General features: G+C 64.5%; 19 protein-coding genes and 1 tRNA gene. 16 read left to right on the top strand and 4 right to left on the bottom strand.

Features of this window, described 5'->3' with window-relative positions; all coding sequences use genetic code 11:
• The first annotated feature begins 176 nt into the window (after positions 1–176).
• The 7 genes from murJ (at position 177) to BMX32_RS01715 (ending at position 8283) form a co-directional block, all read left to right on the top strand.
• The gene (murJ, locus tag BMX32_RS01745; protein WP_089974096.1) at positions 177–1784 is read left to right on the top strand and encodes a murein biosynthesis integral membrane protein MurJ; all 1608 of its coding nucleotides are present in this window, start codon (positions 177–179) and stop codon (positions 1782–1784) included.
• 88 nt (positions 1785–1872) lie between these two features.
• Positions 1873–2829: a bifunctional riboflavin kinase/FAD synthetase gene (locus BMX32_RS01740; protein WP_089974095.1), complete on the top strand. Its 957-nt coding sequence runs from the start codon at positions 1873–1875 to the stop codon at positions 2827–2829.
• A gap of 49 nt (positions 2830–2878) precedes the next feature.
• Positions 2879–5737 carry an isoleucine--tRNA ligase gene (ileS, locus tag BMX32_RS01735; RefSeq protein WP_089974094.1) on the top strand — a complete coding sequence of 953 codons (2859 nt, stop codon included), beginning with the start codon at positions 2879–2881 and terminating at the stop codon, positions 5735–5737.
• A 76-nt stretch (positions 5738–5813) separates the two neighbouring features.
• The gene (gene lspA, locus BMX32_RS01730; protein WP_089974093.1) at positions 5814–6314 is read left to right on the top strand and encodes a signal peptidase II; all 501 of its coding nucleotides are present in this window, start codon (positions 5814–5816) and stop codon (positions 6312–6314) included.
• A 94-nt stretch (positions 6315–6408) separates the two neighbouring features.
• Positions 6409–7350, top strand: coding sequence for a 4-hydroxy-3-methylbut-2-enyl diphosphate reductase (gene ispH / locus BMX32_RS01725; protein ID WP_089974092.1), 942 nt, complete (start codon positions 6409–6411; stop codon positions 7348–7350).
• Between the two features lie 50 nt (positions 7351–7400).
• Positions 7401–7476: transfer RNA gene (locus BMX32_RS01720), tRNA-Thr, on the top strand.
• A 315-nt stretch (positions 7477–7791) separates the two neighbouring features.
• Positions 7792–8283, top strand: a complete 492-nt coding sequence (locus tag BMX32_RS01715) for an Hsp20 family protein (protein WP_343123845.1) — start codon at positions 7792–7794, stop codon at positions 8281–8283.
• Between the two features lie 153 nt (positions 8284–8436).
• Here BMX32_RS01715 and BMX32_RS01710 read toward each other — a convergent pair whose 3' ends face one another.
• Entirely contained in the window at positions 8437–9102 is a 666-nt protein-coding gene (locus BMX32_RS01710) for a hypothetical protein (RefSeq protein WP_139206652.1), read from the bottom strand.
• A gap of 199 nt (positions 9103–9301) precedes the next feature.
• On the opposite strand from BMX32_RS01710, the gene BMX32_RS01705 reads away from it, so the two are divergent.
• Positions 9302–9490 carry a DUF3606 domain-containing protein gene (locus BMX32_RS01705; RefSeq protein WP_089974090.1) on the top strand — a complete coding sequence of 63 codons (189 nt, stop codon included), beginning with the start codon at positions 9302–9304 and terminating at the stop codon, positions 9488–9490.
• Positions 9487–9714 carry a hypothetical protein gene (locus BMX32_RS01700; protein ID WP_089974089.1) on the top strand — a complete coding sequence of 76 codons (228 nt, stop codon included), beginning with the start codon at positions 9487–9489 and terminating at the stop codon, positions 9712–9714. Before BMX32_RS01705 ends, BMX32_RS01700 begins: the two co-directional genes overlap by 4 nt.
• Positions 9715–9730: 16 nt before the next feature.
• On the opposite strand, the gene BMX32_RS01695 is transcribed toward BMX32_RS01700, so the two are convergent.
• Positions 9731–10171: a hypothetical protein gene (locus tag BMX32_RS01695; protein WP_089974088.1), complete on the bottom strand. Its 441-nt coding sequence runs from the start codon at positions 10169–10171 to the stop codon at positions 9731–9733.
• A 152-nt stretch (positions 10172–10323) separates the two neighbouring features.
• Here BMX32_RS01695 and BMX32_RS01690 point away from each other — a divergent pair, with 152 nt between their 5' ends.
• Complete coding sequence (locus BMX32_RS01690; protein ID WP_244511367.1) at positions 10324–10884, top strand: GNAT family N-acetyltransferase; 561 nt, start codon at positions 10324–10326, stop codon at positions 10882–10884.
• Between the two features lie 6 nt (positions 10885–10890).
• Here BMX32_RS01690 and BMX32_RS01685 read toward each other — a convergent pair whose 3' ends face one another.
• Positions 10891–11151, bottom strand: coding sequence for a hypothetical protein (locus BMX32_RS01685; protein WP_089974086.1), 261 nt, complete (start codon positions 11149–11151; stop codon positions 10891–10893).
• Between the two features lie 119 nt (positions 11152–11270).
• A complete protein-coding gene (locus BMX32_RS01680; RefSeq protein ID WP_089974085.1) occupies positions 11271–11453 on the bottom strand; it encodes a hypothetical protein in 183 nt (60 codons plus the stop codon).
• A 210-nt stretch (positions 11454–11663) separates the two neighbouring features.
• Here BMX32_RS01680 and BMX32_RS01675 point away from each other — a divergent pair, with 210 nt between their 5' ends.
• The 6 genes from BMX32_RS01675 (at position 11664) to BMX32_RS01650 (ending at position 18986) form a co-directional block, all read left to right on the top strand.
• On the top strand, positions 11664–12113 hold the full coding sequence (locus BMX32_RS01675) for a type IV pilin protein (protein ID WP_089976810.1): 450 nt from the start codon (positions 11664–11666) through the stop codon (positions 12111–12113).
• Positions 12113–12709, top strand: a complete 597-nt coding sequence (locus BMX32_RS01670) for a GspH/FimT family pseudopilin (RefSeq protein WP_089974084.1) — start codon at positions 12113–12115, stop codon at positions 12707–12709. The genes BMX32_RS01675 and BMX32_RS01670 overlap by 1 nt, the downstream gene beginning before the upstream one ends.
• An 8-nt stretch (positions 12710–12717) precedes the next feature.
• Positions 12718–13152 (top strand): PilV family protein, encoded by a 435-nt coding sequence (locus BMX32_RS01665; RefSeq protein ID WP_089974083.1) that lies wholly within the window; start codon positions 12718–12720, stop codon positions 13150–13152.
• 11 nt (positions 13153–13163) lie between these two features.
• Complete coding sequence (locus tag BMX32_RS01660; protein ID WP_089974082.1) at positions 13164–14339, top strand: PilW family protein; 1176 nt, start codon at positions 13164–13166, stop codon at positions 14337–14339.
• Positions 14340–14406: 67 nt separating this feature from the next.
• On the top strand, positions 14407–14967 hold the full coding sequence (locus tag BMX32_RS01655; protein ID WP_139206651.1) for a pilus assembly PilX family protein: 561 nt from the start codon (positions 14407–14409) through the stop codon (positions 14965–14967).
• Positions 14968–14990: 23 nt separating this feature from the next.
• Complete coding sequence (locus BMX32_RS01650; protein WP_089974080.1) at positions 14991–18986, top strand: pilus assembly protein; 3996 nt, start codon at positions 14991–14993, stop codon at positions 18984–18986.
• Positions 18987–19020: the final 34 nt, after the last annotated feature.

Below are 19020 nucleotides of genomic sequence, written 5' to 3'. Positions count from 1 at the left end.
AGCCGGGGCGCGTCAATAGCTTAGGGCGCCTCGCGAGGGCCGCGAGGCGGGCAGGGCGGCATCGCCCGCACAAATCCAGAAGGTGGACTGTCCTCCGCCCCGGCCGCGCTGTCAAACTAGGGGTTTGCGGCGGCCCCCGAACCGCCCCCGATCGTCCCAAGGCAGCCCTCGACCGGATGAAAACCCCCAGCCTCCTTCGCGGCATGCTCAGCTTCAGCAGCATGACCATGGTGTCGCGCGTCCTCGGCCTGGTCCGCGACATGGCGATCAACGCCTCTTTCGGCGCCAACGCCGCCACCGACGCCTTCTGGGTTGCGTTCCGCATCCCGAACTTCATGCGCCGCCTCTTCGCCGAGGGTTCGTTCTCGACGGCGTTCGTGCCGGTGTTCACCGAGGTGAAGGAGATCCGTCCCCATGCCGACCTGAAGCGCCTGATGTCGCTCACCGCCGGGACCCTCGGCGGCATCCTGCTCGTGGTCGTCGCACTCGGGATCATCTTCGCTCCGCAGGTCACGGCGCTGTTCTCGCCCGGCGCCGTCGAGACCCCCGAAAAGTTCGGCCTCACGGTCGACCTGCTGCGACTGACGTTCCCGTTCCTTCTGTTCGTCTCGCTCACGGCGCTGAGCGGCGGGGCGCTGAATAGCTTCCACCGCTTCGGGCTGCCGGCCCTGACGCCGGTGATCCTCAACCTGTGCATGATCGCTGGCGCCCTGTGGCTGGCGCCGAAGCTGCAGACGCCGATCATGGCGATGGGCTGGGCGATCCTCGTGGCGGGCATCCTGCAGCTCGCGTTCCAGCTGCCCGCGCTGCGCCAGCTGGACCTGCTGACGCTGCCGCGCTGGGGCTGGAATTCGCCGGACGTGCGCCGGATCATGACGCTGATGGTGCCGACGCTGTTCGGCTCGTCGGTCGCCCAGATCAACCTGCTGCTCGACACCGTGATCGCGTCGCTGCTGATCGCCGGCTCGCAGAGCTGGCTGTCGCAGGCGGACCGGTTCCTCGAGTTGCCCCTGGGCGTTTTCGGCGTGGCACTGGGCACGGTGATCCTGCCATCGCTGTCGCGCCACCACGTCGCCACCGACAAGGATGGCTTCTCGCGTGCGCTCGACTGGGGCCTGCGCACGACGCTGCTTATCGCCGTGCCGGCGATGTTCGCCCTGATGATCCTGTCGGTGCCGCTGGTGGCGACGATCTTCCAGCACGGCCGCTTCACCGCCTTCGATACGAAGATGGCCTCGCTGTCGATTTCCGCGCTGAGCTTCGGCCTCCCGGCGTTCGCGCTGGTCAAGGTCGTGCTGCCGGCGTTCTACGCCCGCAAGGACACGAAGACGCCGGTGCGCGCGGGCGTCGCGTCGCTCGTGGCCAACATGGTCTTCAACGTCGCCTTTCTTGCAGTACTGTTCTTCCTCTGGGCCACGCCGGCGCAGAAGGCCGGATCGTGGCTGGACGCGATCGCCACGATCCCCGGCCTGCACATGGCACTGGGCATGGCCAGCGCGCTGGCCAGCTATCTCAACCTGCTGCTGCTCTGGCGCTGGCTGGGCAAGGCCGGCGTGTACACGCGGCAGCCCGGGTGGTCGCGCCACCTGGTTCGCCTCGGCGTGGCCTGTGCCGCGATGGTGGCGGTGCTCGTCGGTGGCCTCGCGATCTGGCCGGACTGGAGCGACGTGGAGAAGTGGCAGCGGGTCGGCCGCCTCGCCGTGCTCGTAGGCGCCGGTGGCGGCACGTACGTCGTCGCCCTCTTCGCGATGGGGTTCCGCCTTCGCGAGCTGCGCGCCCGGTAACGGGCGTGGCGCCGCATTGTGCGGCGCAATGGGGCGGCTATACTGGCCCGATGGCTTTTATTCCGCTTCGATTCGAGGACACCCCGGCATGACGCTGCGACTGCATCGCGACGTCGATGGCCCGTGTCTCGCCCCCGGCGGCAGCGTCGTCGCCATCGGCGCGTTCGACGGGCTTCACCTGGGTCATCAGGCGATTCTTTCCGAAGTGCGCCGGCGCGCGGATGACCGCGGCCTGGCGCCGGCGGTGATCAGCTTCGAGCCGCTGCCGCGCGCGTTCTTCTCGAAGGAGCCGGTGCCGCGGCTGTCCGGCATGCGCGAGAAGGCGGAGGGCATGACCGCCGCCGGTATCCGCGAATTGCTCTCGCTGCGCTTCGACAAGGCGCTGACCGAGATGTCCGCCGAGGATTTCGTCCGCCGCGTCATCGTGGGCCGGCTCGCCGCCCGCGAAGTCTGGGTCGGGGAGGACTTCCGCTTCGGGCATCGCCGTGGCGGCGATTTCGCGCTGCTGCAGTCGATGGGTGCCGGGCTCGGCTTCACCGCGCACGCCGTGCAGGCGGTGCTGGTGGATGGCGAGCGCGTGTCGTCGTCGCGCGTGCGCACGCTGCTGGCCGAGGGCGATTTCGCCGGTGCCACGCGCCTGCTCGGGCGCCCCTTCGTGATCGACGGCCATGTGGAGCACGGGCAGCAGCTCGGCCGCACCCTTGGTTATCCCACCGCGAATGTCCATCTCAGTGAACGGGTGAGTCCGGTCCAGGGGATCTTCGCCGTGCGCATCGGGATCGGCGACGGTCCGTGCAGCTGGCCGGGCGTGGCTAGCCTCGGCTTCCGGCCGACGGTGAACGCGGTGCAGGAGCCCCTGCTGGAGGCCCACCTGTTCGATTTCTCCGGCGACCTCTACGGCCAGCGGATCGGCGTGGAGTTCGTGCGGAAACTGCGCGACGAAGAAAAGTTCGACGGCCTCGACGCCCTGACCGCGCAGATGCGCAAGGACGAGATCGCCGCCCGGCAGGCCCTTGGGATGAACCCCATACTTGTCGATTCATGACGGACGCGCCGACGGCGCGTCACGCCCGAAAAACCCACGGTTCGAAGCGATGACCCAGGATTACAAGAACACCATCAACCTGCCGCAGACGGATTTCCCGATGCGTGGCGACCTGCCCAAGCGCGAGCCGACCTGGCTGGCGACGTGGGAGCGTGTGGGCCGCTACGCGCAGATCCAGGAGAAAACCGCGGACCGCGACAAGGTGTTCGTGCTGCACGACGGCCCGCCGTACGCGAATGGCGCCATCCACCTGGGCCACGCGGTCAACAAGGTGCTGAAGGACGTCGTCGTCAAGTCGAAGCTGATGGCCGGCTACCGCGCGCCTTACGTGCCGGGATGGGACTGCCACGGCCTGCCGATCGAGATCGCGATCGAGAAGAAGTTCGGCAAGGCGGGCGACAAGCTCGACGCCGCGGCCTTCCGCCAGAAGTGCCGCGAGTACGCGCTCGCGCAGATCGACCTGCAGCGCGTCGACTTCAAGCGCCTGGGCGTGCTTGGCGACTGGGAGCGGCCGTACCGCACGCTCGACTTCACCTACGAGGCGGACATGATCCGCGCGCTGGCGCGCATCGTCGCGAACGGCCATGTCGTGCGCGGCGCGAAGCCCGTCTACTGGTGCTTCGACTGCGGCTCGGCGCTGGCCGAAGCCGAGATCGAATACGCCGACAAGACCTCGCCGGCCGTCGACGTCGCCTACGACGCCGCCGACCCGGTGTCGTTCGGCGCGCTGTTCGGCGTGGCCGCGGGCGACGCCATCATCGCCGTGCCCATCTGGACCACCACGCCGTGGACGCTGCCGTCCAGCCAGGCGGTGTCGCTCGGTGGCGAGATCGACTACGTGCTCGTCGACGGTCCGTCCCGCGGCGGCAAGCGCGTGCTGCTGGTGATCGCCGCGGCGCTCGCCGAAAAGGCGCTGGCGCGCTACGGCGTCGACACCGTCGATGTGCTGGGCCGCGTTCAGGGCGCCGTGCTGGAAAACCAGCCGCTGCGTCATCCGTTCTACGACAGGCACGTGCCGGTGATCCTCGGCGACCACGTGTCCGACGAAGACGGCACCGGCGCCGTGCACACCGCGCCCGATCACGGCGCCGAAGACTTCACGGTCGGCCAGCACTACGGCATCGGCACGCTCAACTACGTGGACGGCCGTGGTGTGTACCGCCCCGAATTGCCGCTGGCCGGCGACGTGTCGTTCGCTGGCGTGCACATCTGGAAGGCCAACGACCAGATCGTCGACCTGCTGCGCGACCGCGGCGTCTTGCTCGCCTCGGCGAAGCTCACGCACAGCTACCCGCATTGCTGGCGCCACAAGACGCCGGTGATCTTCCGCGCCACGCCGCAGTGGTTCATCGGCATGGAGCAGGCCGACCTGCGCCGCACCGCGCTCACGTCCATCAAGGGCGTGCGCTGGGTGCCGGGCTGGGGCGAAGAACGCATCGCCGGCATGGTCGACGGGCGTCCCGACTGGTGCATCTCGCGCCAGCGCACCTGGGGCGTGCCGATCACCCTGTTCATCGACAAGACCACGCACGAGCCGCATCCCGATTCCGTCGAGCTGATGGAAAAGATCGCCGCGAAGGTCGCGCTCGAAGGCATCGATTGCTGGTTCACGCTCGACGCGCGCGAGCTGCTCGGTGACGACGCCGACAAGTACGAGAAAGTCACCGACGTGCTCGACGTGTGGTTCGACTCGGGCGTCAGCCACTTCGCGGTGGTGGGCGCGCGTCCCGAGCTGCAGGCCGGCAACGCCAGCGAATACAAGGTGATGTATCTCGAAGGCTCCGACCAGCATCGCGGCTGGTTCCAGTCGTCGCTGCTCACGTCGGCGGCGATCAACGGCCGCGCGCCTTACGACCACGTGCTGACCCACGGCTTCACCGTGGATGCGCAGGGCCGCAAGATGTCGAAGTCGCTGGGTAACGGCATCGAGCCGCAGGACATCATGAAGACCCTCGGCGCGGACATCCTGCGCCTGTGGATCTGCTCCACCGATTACCGTAACGAGATGTCGCTGTCGGACGAAATCCTGAAGCGCGTCGCCGATACGTATCGCCGCATCCGCAATACCGCGCGTTTCCTGCTCGGCAACCTCGACGGCTTCGATCCGGACAAGCACCTGCTTGCCACGGAGGCCTGCCTCGACCTCGACCGCTGGGCGGTGCAGCAGACGGCCGACACCCAGGCGGCGATCGTGGCGGCGTACGAGCGCTACGACTTCCCCGAGATCGTCCAGCGCATCCAGAACTTCTGCACGAACGAGCTCGGCGCGCTGTACCTCGACATCACGAAGGACCGCCTGTACACGATGCCGACGGACAGCCGCGGCCGTCGCAGCGCGCAGAGCGCGATGTACCGGATCCTCGAGTCGCTGCTTCGCTGGCTCGCCCCGATCGTCACGTTCACGGCCGAGGAGGCCTGGGAGCGCATGCCGGGTTCGCGCAGCGAGTCCGTGCTGTTCGATACGTTCTACGACGGTCTCGACGTGCGCCAGGACGGCGACACGCGCGGCTGGTGGGGCCAGCTGATCGCCATTCGCGAAACGGCGTCCCGCGTGCTGGAAGGCATGCGCAAGGCTGGGCAGATCGGCGCGTCGCTCGACGCGACGCTCACGATCCACGCGGATCTGCCGACCCAGTCGGCGCTGGCGGAATCGGCACGCGAGCTGCGCTTCTTCTTCATCACCTCCGAGGTGACGCTGGCGCCGCTCGAAGGCCGTCCCGCCGATGCGGAGCGCGTCGAGATCGACGGCGCCGAGGTCTACGTGTCGGCCGCCGTCAGCGACGACGTGAAGTGCATTCGTTGCTGGCACCATCGTCCCGATGTCGGCGTGGATCCGGCCCACCCCGAAATCTGCGGCCGCTGCGTCGAGAACGTGACGGGGCAGGGCGAGGATCGCCGCTGGTTCTGATCCGGCGACGTCCGCCACCCCTTCCGCGCCGCCGGCCGGCGGCGCGGATCCCCGCAATCGCATGGCGCCACCACGAATGACCGCACGCCCCAAACCCAACGCGCTTTCCTGGTTGTGGCTCGCCGCCGCCATGATCGCGCTCGACCAGCTCAGCAAATGGTGGGCGCTCACGGCGCTGCAGCCGGCCGAAACGCCGCACCCGGTGATTCCCGGCATCCTCAACTGGACGCTCACCTTCAACACGGGCGCCGCGTTCAGCTTCCTGGCGGACAGCGCCGGTTGGCAGCGCTGGTTCTTCGTCGTGCTCGCCGTGGGCGTCAGCGCCACGCTCGGCGTCTGGCTCTCGCGCACCCCCCGTCACGATTGGCGCACCGCCGCGCCGCTGGCGCTGATCCTCGGCGGCGCGCTGGGCAACGTCATCGACCGCCTCCACGCGGCCAGGGTCACCGACTTCATCCAGGTCTTCCTGGGTAGCTACCCGTTTCCGGTCTTCAACGTCGCCGATTCGGCCATCAGCGTCGGCGCCGTGGCGCTCATCGTGTTCAGCCTGTTCAGCGGCGAGAAGAAGCCGGCCTGACAGGCCAGGTAAGGGCCAGCGGCCCGATCCGCCGCCGTGCGATAATGCGGCTGCTCCGGCGGTCCGCCGCCGACCCCTTTCCCCCGAGGTCCCCTTGGATATCCTCCTCGCCAACCCCCGTGGATTCTGCGCCGGCGTCGACCGCGCCATCGCCATCGTCGAACGCGCGCTCGAGTCCTATGGCGCCCCGATCTACGTGCGCCACGAGGTCGTGCACAATCGCTACGTCGTCGAGCGCCTGCGCGCCGACGGCGCCGTGTTCGTCGAAGAACTCGACGACGTGCCCGATGGCGCCACGGTGATCTTCAGCGCCCACGGCGTGCCGAAAGCCGTGCGGGAAGAGGCCGACCGCCGTCGCCTCAACGTGTTCGACGCCACGTGCCCGCTGGTCACCAAGGTGCACATGGAAGTCGCGCGCCTCGGCCGCGCGGGTCATGACGTCGTGCTGATCGGCCATGCCGGCCATCCCGAAGTCGAAGGCACCATGGGTCAGTGGAACCCGGCCAACAGCGGCAACATCTACCTCGTGGAATCGGTGGACGATGTCGAGGCACTGAACCCCGCACAGCCCGACAAGCTCGCTTTCGTCACGCAGACGACGCTCTCGGTCGACGACACCATCGCCATCATCGGCGCCCTCCGTGCGAAGTTCGCCACGATCGAAGGGCCGCGCAAGGACGACATCTGCTACGCCACGCAGAACCGTCAGGACGCGGTGCGGCGCCTGGCCGACGCGGTCGACCTCGTGCTCGTGGTGGGCTCGGTGAACAGCTCCAACTCCAACCGGCTGAAAGAGCTCGCGGAAAAGCAGGGCGTCACGTCGTACCTCATCGACGGCGCGGAACACATCGACCGCGCCTGGCTCGACGGCAAGGACCGCATCGGCGTCACCGCCGGCGCCTCCGCGCCCGAAAAGCTCGTGCAGGAGGTCATCGCCCGCCTGCAGTCGTGGGGCGCGGGCACGGTGCGCGAACTGGATGGCGAGGCCGAAAACATCACCTTCGCCCTGCCGAAGGAACTCCGTCTCGCGGGCTGATCGCCAAAGGGTTGCGCCCGGACCCAAGGTTCCCTAGAATTCCGCTTCTCGCCGGAATAGCTCAGTTGGTAGAGCGCGTCATTCGTAATGATGAGGTCGTAGGTTCGATTCCTATTTCCGGCACCAGATCCCTGTTTGAAGACGTCAACATGAGTCCATGAGACACATTGAAACCCGCTGAAGAGCGGGTTTTTTTGTGCCTGCGCATTTGGGGTGGCGCGTGCGCAACGCTGTACTCGTCAGCGCGAAAGCCGGCTCCCTGAAGCGGCGCATGTCCGGCGCTACCTGCAGCCGCTTCGTTCCGGCAGCCGGTCATCGACGGATAAACGATCGCTAAATCGCGCCGCTTGAAAGCCGCAGCGGACACCCTATTTTCGCGTTGCTGGTCGCTTCGGGACCAGCCTGGCCGTCCGAGATCGGCGGCCCAGAGAACCCATTCCCATGTTGCTTAAGGAGAATATGGCCATGCGTACTCTTTTCGATTTTTCGCCACTTCACCGCTCGAGCATCGGTTTCGATCGCGTCTTCGATCTGCTGGAATCGGCTGCGCGCACGCAGCAGACCGATAACTACCCGCCGTTCGACTCCATCAAGCTCGGTGACGATTCCTACCGGATCACGATGGCTGTCGCGGGATTCACCCAGGACGAGCTGACGATTTCGGCGCAGGGCAATCTGTTGCTCGTCAGCGGCGAGCACAAGGTCGAGCCGGAAGGCGAGTTCCTGCATCGTGGCATCGCGAGCCGGGCTTTCAACCGCCGTTTCGAACTGGCGGAGCATATCTATGTCACCGGCGCGCGTCTGGCGAACGGACTGCTTTCCATCGATCTCAAGCGGGAGGTTCCCGAGGCCATGAAGCCCCGGAGGATCTCGATCAACGGCGATGAAGGTATCGCCTCCACGGTGAAGCAGATCCACACCGAGGCGGCATAAACCGCCCGATGCAGGTCGGTTTTCGGTGACCTTTGGCTCGCGGCTGCAAGGCCGCGAGCCTGTTTCCGCAGCGGCGGCGAGCAGCAGGCACGGCATGCCCTCGGTAAGCCGAGGAAGCGGACCGCTCCTACGGCTGGCGAGAATGCCTCGCCGTCACGGCGTACCGAACACGACGATCGCCACGCCGATCATCGCGAGCGTGGCCGCCAGGTTCGCCCGACACGCCAGGAAGAACGCGCGCGTGCGGGACACGCGGAGCAGCCTCGCGTAGATGGCGGTCTGCGCCACGGCGTACCAGAGGCAGCTCACGAGTCCGAGGGGCAGGGCGAGTGCGCTCCATGGTGCGGCGACGCTCGTCGCCACGGTGACCGACGTGGAGAGGCCGAGCGCGAAGGGGGCGAGCAGGTAACAATGGATGTAGAACGGTTCGCGCAGCGTGTCGCGATCGATGGGCTTGCGCTCGTGCCGAAGCCACGTGAACGCGCCAAGCAGCGCGAAGAGGCAGTACGCGAGGCTGCGCGTCGCGATCACGCCCTGCTCGCTGCTGAAGACTTCGCGGCCGAGCGCGGAATGCACGGCGGTCATGCCGCCCGGGCTCGTGAGTTCGATGAAGTGCGCGACGACGACCGTGAGGATCAGCAGGAGGGGAGGGCTGACGAGTTCGGTAAACTGTAGTTCGCGTGGCTGCTTCAGTTGCTCGCGGGTGTAGACGGCGACGGCTACCGGGTGTCGCACCGTCCGCAGGATCGCGCGCGGATAGAACACGATCCAGCTCATCGCTTCGTAGAGGAATTCCTCCAGCGATTGCAGGATGCGCATGAAGTCCATGGTGGCCCCCAGGTAGACGACGCAAGGCCGGGCCCCGTCTCCCGGCCGACTTCGGCGCATCGTGCCACGAGAGGCGCGCCGCGGGCACCCCGGAAACGCCGCGCTGGAGCCGACCGCGTAGTGCCGGGACACTCACGGGCGCGTAACCGAGCGTGTGCGATAGGTGAATCTTCTCCCCGAGGCATCCGCCATGACCGCCGAACATCTCGTGTCCGCCCCTGCGGACATGACGAAGGTGAACATCTGCCTCCGCTCCGACATGCGCTACTGGACTCGCGTCCTCGGCGTCAGTGAAATCACGCTGAGGAAGGCGGTGATGAGCGTCGGCGATTCGTCGTGGAATGTCCGCGCGGAAATTCGCCGGCTGCGCAGAACGTGACCGAGCAGTGGCGTCCCCGCCGGGTCTTCATCTTCTATCCGGCGATCAACGAGCGCTTGTGGCGCGTCCTCTGGCAGGGCAATACCGAGTCCTTCGTCTCGGAGGGCCGGGCGGTCGAATTCGCGCTGGCCTGCGCCGCGAAAGGTGGCGGCTCGCGCATGGTGGAGATCGTGCAGGAAACCGTATCCGGCGGGTGGCTGCCGGTGCGCGTGCCCACCTCCTGACGGCCGGCCGCCGGCCTCACGCGGCGAGTCTGATTCCGGTGGCCGGGCGGTTCCGCAGTAGCCGCAGTCCGATCGACAGCGCCATGTCGTAGCTGACCATCGCATTGCCGGGAACGACGACGCTCACGACCGACGGATGCCCGGGGGCGAGCGTCGACGCGTCGACGGCGTCGCTGTCCGCGTGCATCTCGATGTAGGGCATCGGCAACGCCGACAGCGCCTCGCGCATCGGGTCGACCTGGGACGAGGGAATCCGCGCGGCATCCACGTCGAGCATGATGAGTTCCGCGTCGTCGTCCGGGGTCGCAAGGCACCGGCTTAGCTGGTCGAAGGTGTCGCACTGACGCCAGACGAGGTCGACGCCCGTCGACTGCGCGCGCTCCCACAGCCGGCAGAGGTCGCTGGGGTCCGACGATTCCGAGTCAGGGTGCGGGCCGGTGATGACGACGATCGACATCGGAGCATTCCATGGGGAAGGGATGTCAGTGTCGCCCCGGAATGCGTAAAAACGCTGCGTCGCGTGGGCGTATTCGCGGTAACGGTTGCGTAAAGATTCGTCCTCGTCGAAAGTGGCACGGCCCCAGGGTGCGTAGACGCAGAGGATGCCTCTTGAACGCCATCGATGAACCCGTTTTCGCCACTGCCCGCCTGCACCTCGATCGCCTGGCTGGATCGGACGCGCCCTCCCTGTTCGCCTATCGCGGCGATGAAGCGGTTGCACGATTTCAGGGATGGAAGCCGGCGACGATCGACGAAGTCGAAGCGTTCATTGCACGACAGACGGCGCAGCCTTTCGCCGTGTCGGGCAGCTGGTTCCAGCTGGCGATTCGCGAGAAGGCCGGCGGCGAATTGCTGGGCGACCTCGGGGTGCACTTTCCGCCCACCAGGGACGACGCAATCGAATTCGGCGTCTCGCTGCGGCCCGATCGACAGGGCAGGGGGTACGCCCGCGAAGCGATGGGCGCCATGCTGGACCAGGCCTTTGGACCGTGGGGTTATCGCCGGGCGGTGGGATCCGTGGACCCCAGGAACGTCGCCAGCATCGCATTGTTACGATCGCTGGGTTTCCGACAGGAAGCCCATCACGTCGAGGCCTACCTATTCAGGGGCGAATGGGTGGACGACGTGATCTTCGCCATGCTCGCCCGTGAGTGGCCGCGGTCGGGCTAACGTCGGTCAGGCGGCCGCGAGACGGGCGACCACGGCCGGGCTCGGCGGCGGCACGTGCAGGAGGGCGGCATCGGGCAGATAGCGCCAGTCGGTGAGACGGCGCGGCAGGCGGGCCTCCGGGAAGAGCTGCCGCAGATCGCGGATGGCGTCCTCTGGATTCTCGAAACGGCCGGTCTCGACGTCGCCGAACAGGGCGCGCCAGCGGTGGCCATGGCGGACAATGCGGAAGGGGGCGTTCGACGAGGTAAAGACGTACTGGGCGAGCATGGACGAAAACTCCGTTCTTAGCCCGCTTATTTTCCCCGTCTTTTCGTGACCACTTCGTGTTGCGGAGGCGACGCCGGTGTGTCGGAAGCACGCGCGGCGTCGCGTAAGTGAACTACGGTTCAGTCCGGGGCTTTGGCCGGCACGAACGGCGAAACGGGGTCGCTGGCGGGGAAGGTCTCTTCCAGCGCCTGATCCTGATTGTCGCTGGCGTGGTCCTTGCGCTCCTTCTTCTCGGCCTCGGTCTCCTGATGGGCCGGCTTGCCGTGGTCGGGGTGATTGACGTCCTGGCGGTCGTGGGTCATGGCGGGTTCTCCTTTGGGGCGTACCTCCATGAGGCGGCAGGCGGGGTGAAGCGCATGTGCGATAAGCGTTGGGACTGGATGACGGATTGCGCCTACCACTTGTCGGCGAATTCCCGCCGTCTGTCCCGCGCCGCTTGGTTCGCCGGGATGGATCGCATAGAGTTCACTCGCCGGATCCGGCACCAGTTGGGGGACAACGTGATCAATCGCATGCCGGCGCGGGTACCCCGCGCATCGTCGGGTTTTACCCTGATCGAACTTATGATCGTCATTGCGATCGTCGCGATCCTCGCTGCCATCGCCGTGCCGATCTATCGCGATTACCTGATCCGGGGCTATCTCACCGAGGCCCAGGCAGGCCTCGCAGCGGTGCGCACCGCTCAGGAGCAGTTCTACCAGGACAACCGTAGCTATAAGCCGTCCACCGGCGGCTGCGGTGCCAAGATGCCGACATCGAGCGTCTGGACTTACACCTGCAGTCCGAGTGCCGACGGCCAGACCTGGAGCGCAACAGCGGGCGGAAACGCGACCTCCGCCGTCAAGGACTTCCAGTACACGATCGACCAGGCCAACGTACGGACGACGAACGCGGTCAAGCCCGGCTGGAAGAAGCCAACGGACAATTGTTGGGTCGTCCGCAAGGACGGGACCTGCTCGTGATGCGTCGGCACGACCGTGGGTTTTCACTCATTGAGCTGATGGTGACCATCGCGGTGGTTGCCATTCTGCTGGCGATCGCCACACCTGATTTCCGTGAGTGGATGAACAACTCACGCATCCGCTCTGCCGCCGAGTCCATTCAGAACGGCCTTCGGGTCGCCCGCAACGAGGCCGCGCAACGTGGGGCGACGACCCGCTTCGAACTGACATCGGCAACGGCCGCGTCCTGGACGGTTTGCCAGTTGCCATCCGGTAAAACGACCTGCACGGAGGCAGAGGCGGCGGGGGCTGGCAATGTCATCGAGAAGCGCGGTGCCACCGAGACGCTCGTGTCGATCACGGGTTCTACGTCGGCCGCCATGCAGGACAAAACGAAGACGGCGACCGTCCTGACCGGCGGGGTACCCGGCGCCGTCAATTTCAACGCGCTCGGGCGTCCCACCGGAACTGCGTTGGCCCGCATCGACGTGGCAGGCAAGAACATGGTGGGACGTCGGCTGGTGATCCTCATTTATTCCGGTGGCCAGGTTCGCTCGTGCGACCCCGAAATCGCCAACCTTTCGGCTGCGGACGCGCAGTCGTGCCAGACGAACTAGGAGGCCGCATGACGTGCCTGAATCGACGGTCGATCCGGGGTTTCGTGCTTCTCGATGCCTTGATCGCGGCACTCATCTTCTCGTTCGGCATCCTTGGCATCGTCGCGCTCCAGGCCAGCGCCACGAAGCTGGGCGGCGACGCCAAGTACCGTACGGACGCCGCGCTGCTGGCCGATAGGCTCATCGCCGACATGTGGGGTGCGGTTCCGACAGCGATCGCAACCGACTTCGCCACGGGTGGCACGGCCTATAACGCCTGGAAGGACAATCTTGTCGATTGCGCCAAGGCAAAAGTGACGACCAACTGCCTGCCCGGCGTTACGGATAACCCTCCAACCGTGGTCGTCGGCGCCAACAACCTCGTGACGATAACCGTGAAGTGGAAGGGTCCCGCGGATGTCGATCCGCACCAGTACATCACCATCTCCCAGATCCAGCAGTAGGCCAGGGGCCCATGACACGTCTTCACTCGCATGCACGCGGCTTTTCCCTGATCGAGCTGATGGTCGGCATCGTCATTTCCATCATCTGTACGCTCGGAATGATGGCTGCGTTCTCCGCCTACGAGGGGCAAAAGCGCACGACGACAAACGGCAGCGACGCACAACAGAACGGCAGCTTTTCCACATTCATGCTTGAGCGCGAACTGCGTACGGCCGGGTCCGGCCTTGTCCAGGGGCGCAACTACGGTATCTGGGGCTGTGCTATCGACGCATGGTCCAACGGGACGAAGCGTTTGCCGAGGACAACGGCGCTTGCCGCTCCATTCGACAATTGGCCACTGACGACGCGTGCCGTTCCTGTGCTCATCGCCGCTGGAGCGGGCGACAAGGCTGACGTCATCGGCATCGTCCGCGGCAATCCCATCGCGCGCACGTTCCGGACGAACCTGGTCTCGGCGTCGGGTACCACGGTCACCGTGGACAACGCGATGGGCATCTTCCCCAACGAGTACCTGTTGCTCTCCGACAAGTCGGGCAAGTGCACGTTCGGCCTCATCAGCACGGTCACCGGCACAAGTATCGGTCTGAACACAGTAGGTAGCGCGGCGGATGGTTTCTCCGCACCGGCGCATTACACGGCATCCCTTTCCGCCTACGTATTCGACATGGGCATCAATCCAGGTGTGTTGCTACTGAGCGTCAACCAGGTCAACAACAGCCTCGTTAGCTTCGATCTTCTGCAGCGCGCCGCCGCCAGTAATACGGTCGACACGCCGCAGCCGCTGGCGGACAACGTAGTGCAGTTGAAGACACTGTACGGGCTTAGCGCCACGCCAAGCGACATTCCCGTGTCGCAATGGGTAAAACCCACCGGAGCCAAGTGGGGTATCGCCGCGCTGACCCCTACCCCGGATACGCTCGACGCATTGAATGCTCGCTCGCAGATTCGCGCCGTCCGCATCGCGGTGGTCGTGCGTAGCCGGCAGAAGGAGCGAGCCGCGCCAGCAACCGCTGCCTCGGCCGCGGGCGTGTCGTACATCGGCTATACGGGCAGCACGTCGCTGACGCTGTTCGGTGACCTCGATACGGCGCTTCAGTACACCGTGACCACGGATCCTGCGTATCGGTACAAGGTCTACGACCTGGTGATTCCGGTTCGCAACAACCTGATCAACAAGTTCTTCTGAAGGCACTTACGCCATGGGCTCGATGCGTTCATATAGCAAGTTGGGTGCCGCCTCCCGGCAGAAGGGCATGGTCGCAACGTTGATCGCGCTGGTGGTGCTCGTCGCCACTTTGTTAGCGGCGATGGCGCTGATGCGTTCGGTTGATACCGCCAATGCGATCGCAGGTAGCGTGGCATTTCGCCAGGGAGCCATGCAGGAGGCAGAGCGGGCGTATCAGGATATTCGCACCAAGCTGGACTCGACGTTCACACCGCCGACCAGTAATTCGGATGCGCCTTCAAAGGGCTATTACGCATCCTTGCAGACACAGTCCACTGAGCGTCCCGATATCCCGGCCGTGCTGTACAACAAGACCGCTGGAGCCGTCGTCGGCCCCATGGATGACGTGGGCACGGGCAACAAGGTCTATTACATCGTCGAGAGGCTTTGCCCGGCGAGCGGCGTCGATGCGACCGTTACCGCTTGTATCGTTCCCGGTACAGCGATCAGTGGCGGCACCAGTTCCAATCTGACGACGGATCCCGGTATCCCGTTCAATACCACGGGCTCTGCCGCCGCGTTCCGCCTGACGGTACGCGTGGAAGGCCCGCGCAACGCCATCGCTTTCGTCCAGACCATCATTCGCTGACCGCGACTCTCCGGGACACACGCATGAACGCCTATCGTCAGGTCGCCCATCGCATCCTCGCTCTCGCGGGCTTCGTACTCGCCGCGGGGTTCACATCGCCAACGGGACACGCCGCGGACACCACGCTTTCGAATCTGCCGCTCTACAGCGCATCCAACGTGCCCGCCAACCTCATGCTTGCGCTGTCAGTGGAGTTTCCCACCGGCACCGTGGCGGCGTACACGGATAACGCGGGTGTGGCACTGGTGACGGGGACTACGTCGTATTCGTGCAACGGCAAGGAAACGATCAAGGACAACGACGGAAAAAACCAGTCGTTCGGCGATTGCTACTTCCCGAAGATGAACTATCTGGGCTACTTCGACCCGCTGAAGTGCTACAAATATTCCAGTTCCGGCTACTTCACGCCAAGCAAGACGCTCGCAAGTTCCGATCTTAGTTGCAACGGCGACTGGAGCGGCAACATGCTCAATTGGGCGACGATGACGGCGCTCGACGAATTCCGCAAGACGCTGACCGGCGGCAACCGCAGCGTAGATACCGCCACTACGACCGTGCTTGTTAGGTCAAATCTGAACAGCCAGAGCAACGAAGGAAATTTTCCGAACAAGGTTATCGGCAGCGCGTACAACGCAAAACCCTCGGACACGGTTGGCGACGATGCGTCAAAATGGAGCGTCGTGTATTTGCGCTCTTATGCGCTCGGCACCAAGTTCTGGGTGTCCAACAACCCGTCGTTTGCATCGACAGGTGCGGTAAATAAAGTCACCAACGTCCGTCTGGAGCTTAATGCACAGGTTTCAGTCTGCGAGAAGAGCGCTGTCGAAGACAACTGCACGGCGTACGGCCAGAACTACAAGCCGGAAGGGCTTATTCAGCAAAATTACACGCGGATCCGAGTCGGTGCCGCTGCGTATGCCAATACTGATGGTTCGGCAAGGCCGAATGGTGTCGTTCGTGCGTTGCTGCGCGATAACGGTCCGACGACATACAACGGTAATGGCGCTCGTCAGGACAATACGAACAAGGAGTGGAGTGCCGTAGACGGTACGTTCATCGCGAACCCTGCGAGTGGCGACTCCGCGCTAGCCAAAGGGCCGGACGGCACCGCTTACACGCAGAGCGGCGTCATCAACTATCTGAACAAGTTTGGTACCAACGGTTACGAGACATACGACACCATCAGCGAATTGTACTGGTCTGCGCTCGCCTATTTCATGCGTGCGCCCCTGAGCGCGGATTACACCAACGGTCTGAATGGCGGCAATAGCCTGGATAAGGCGTTTCCTGTGTTCAAGGGAACGGCGGCGAACGCCACGGATTCAAACGACCCGATGCAATACAAGTGCGCAGCGAACGCGATTCTTGTCATCGGTGACTCGCATACGCATTGCGACCAACGTGTGCCGAGCTCGAAGGGCCCGACTGGATCCAATAATTACTGTCAGTTGCAGTCGCCCAGTGCCGTCGTCAATGGGGTCGATGCCGCGAAGTACACGACGGCGCTCGGCAAGCTTCCCATGGTCGAGTCGGACGCGCCGGGCGGTGCGTCCAAGACCTTCGAAGCCAAGATCGGTAGTAGCGAAGTTGGCTTGAGCTATGTCAACAGCGGCCAGCTTTCGACGTATTTCATTGCGGGCCTCGCCTATTTCGCCCACACCAACGACATTCGCAGCGACCTGACGGGGAAGCAGACGGTCGACACGTATGTCGTGGACGTGATGGAGCCTGGGGCATTCTCTGGCGCCAGCGGGCAGGATATCTATAGCGTCGATAACAACGGTAGCAAAGGCCCGAATCAGTATTGGCTTGCCGCCAAGTACGGCGGCTTCGCGGACACGAAGAACGACGGCAAGCCGTCTTCTTTCCTGACGTGGCATACGAATACCTCCACTGGTGTCAACCTTCGTCCGGACAATTATTTCGTCGGCAACCGCCCCGATCTCATCGTCGCGGGCCTGGGGAGCATCTTCTCGAACGTCTCCACGTCGACGCAGCTCAGTGCGTCTGGCCCCAGCGTTTCACCCACCCGCGTACTGTCCAACGTTGTGGCGAACAGCTCTCCCTACAATTCGCCGGCGAGCGGTTTTCCCATTTATACGGTGACCTATTTCCCGGGTAGCTGGAGCGGTGAAGTTACTGGCACGGTAGCAGCGGCCGCCGTCGGCGAGGATGTCGCGACGGCACCTGGCGCCAATACCTGGAGTGCGCAGACAAGGCTGGATCAGCTCGGCGCTTATACAGATACGTCGGGTCTCGTAATGGGCTGGCGTGACAATCGCAGGGTGTTCACTCGTGGGAACAGCGGTGGCACTCGGTTCCAGTGGCTCTTGCTCAGCTCAGCGCAGCAGGGCTACCTGTCGAATGACGTGACCGTGCTGAATTTCCTGCGTGGCGATCGCTCCAGGGAAGGTTCTAGCTTCCATATCCGGGCTCATCTCCTGGGGGATATCGTCAACTCGCAGGCAACGCTTGTGCAGGGAGCGTTGTCGACCTCGTATAACGACTCGAACAACCCTGGCTACAGTGCGTTCATCACAGCACAGAAGAATCGCACGCCGGTGGTCTACGTCGGCGCGAACGACGGCATGGTGCATGCGTTTCAGGCGGACTTCTCCACGCCGTCGAACCCGCTTGGCGGTGGGGGCGCCGAGTTGTGGGCCTATGTGCCGAACCTCGTCTTCGCCGGTCCCAACAACACACCTAAGGTCGACGGTATCGCCGCGCTCGCAAATCTCAACGGGGCGACGACTAACGGATACGAGCACCACTTTTACGTGGATCAGACCCCGCAGGCAGCCGATGTCGATTTCGACTGGACGGTCAATACGGAAGGAACAGCGGGTACGAAGCCGTCTACGAAAGACTGGCATACGGTGCTGGTCGGTGGCCTGGGCAAGGGCGGGAAGGGCTTCTACGGACTGGATATCACTTCGGTACCAGCCGCGCCCACTACGAACGCCGTCACGGAAGGTCTGGCCGAAGCTGCGGTTGCTTCGAAATCGCTCTGGGAATTCACCGATTCGACGATGGGGTACAGTTTTGCGCGGCCGCTGATCACGAAGACGCGCAAGTACGGATGGGTGGTGATCGCGACATCGGGCTACAACAACGCCGACGGCAAGGGCTACCTTTACGTGATCAACGTCAAGACGGGCAAGCTGCTGGAGAAAATCGCAACGCCGTCTGGCAGCACTGCCAATCCGATCGGTCTGTCACGTCCGTCCGGCTACATCAAGGACGTGTCGGACAACACGGTGGAGCAGGTGTACGTCGGCGATCTTCAGGGTAACGTCTGGCGTTTCGATCTTTCCGGCACGGGTGATTATCAAGCGCCTGTGCTCCTGGCGACACTCAAGGATGCAAAGGGCAAGGGGCAGCCGATTACCACCGCGCCGCGTATTGAATTGGACTACGATTCCACTGGTACGGGCACGCGGCGCTGGGTCTTCGTCGGTACAGGAAAATTCCTCGACAGCAGCGATCTCACGGACACGCAGAAGCAGACGATGTACGCGCTTCGCGATGGCACCGGCTTGGCGCCTAACGCGATATCGACACCGATCGTGCGCGCGAACCTTCGCGTCAATAATCTGATCGACAATCTGAACATCCAGGATTCCGATTACGGTTGGTACTACGACCTCACGGGCACGGCGCCTGGTACGGGCGGCGCGACCGAACGTATCGTGGTCGACCCCGACGCGGTTGCGGGTATTTTCTCGATCAACTGGGGCACGTTGATCCCGACCGCCGACCCGTGTGCGCTCAACGGGGCGATCTATTCGGCGGCCTATGGTTCGGGGCAGAGCAACCTGCTGACTTCGGGAGGTGCGTCCGTTCCCTTCCTGACCACGAACAGCGCCATCACCAACTTGCAGATGGTCCAGTTGCCCGATAACGGAAAGTTCGTGCTGCTCTATGGTCAGACCGGTCAAAGCCCACAGACGGCGAACATGGTGCAGCCGGGCAACCCATCGTTGCTCCAGCGCACGAACTGGCGCGAGATACTCGATTGATGGCCAGGGGCGTTGACCCACGGCGCCCCGGCCG

Source organism: Luteibacter sp. UNCMF331Sha3.1, from assembly GCF_900109915.1.
Taxonomy (GTDB): Bacteria; Pseudomonadota; Gammaproteobacteria; order Xanthomonadales; family Rhodanobacteraceae; genus Luteibacter.
This window is presented reverse-complemented; position numbering and strand designations above follow the sequence as displayed.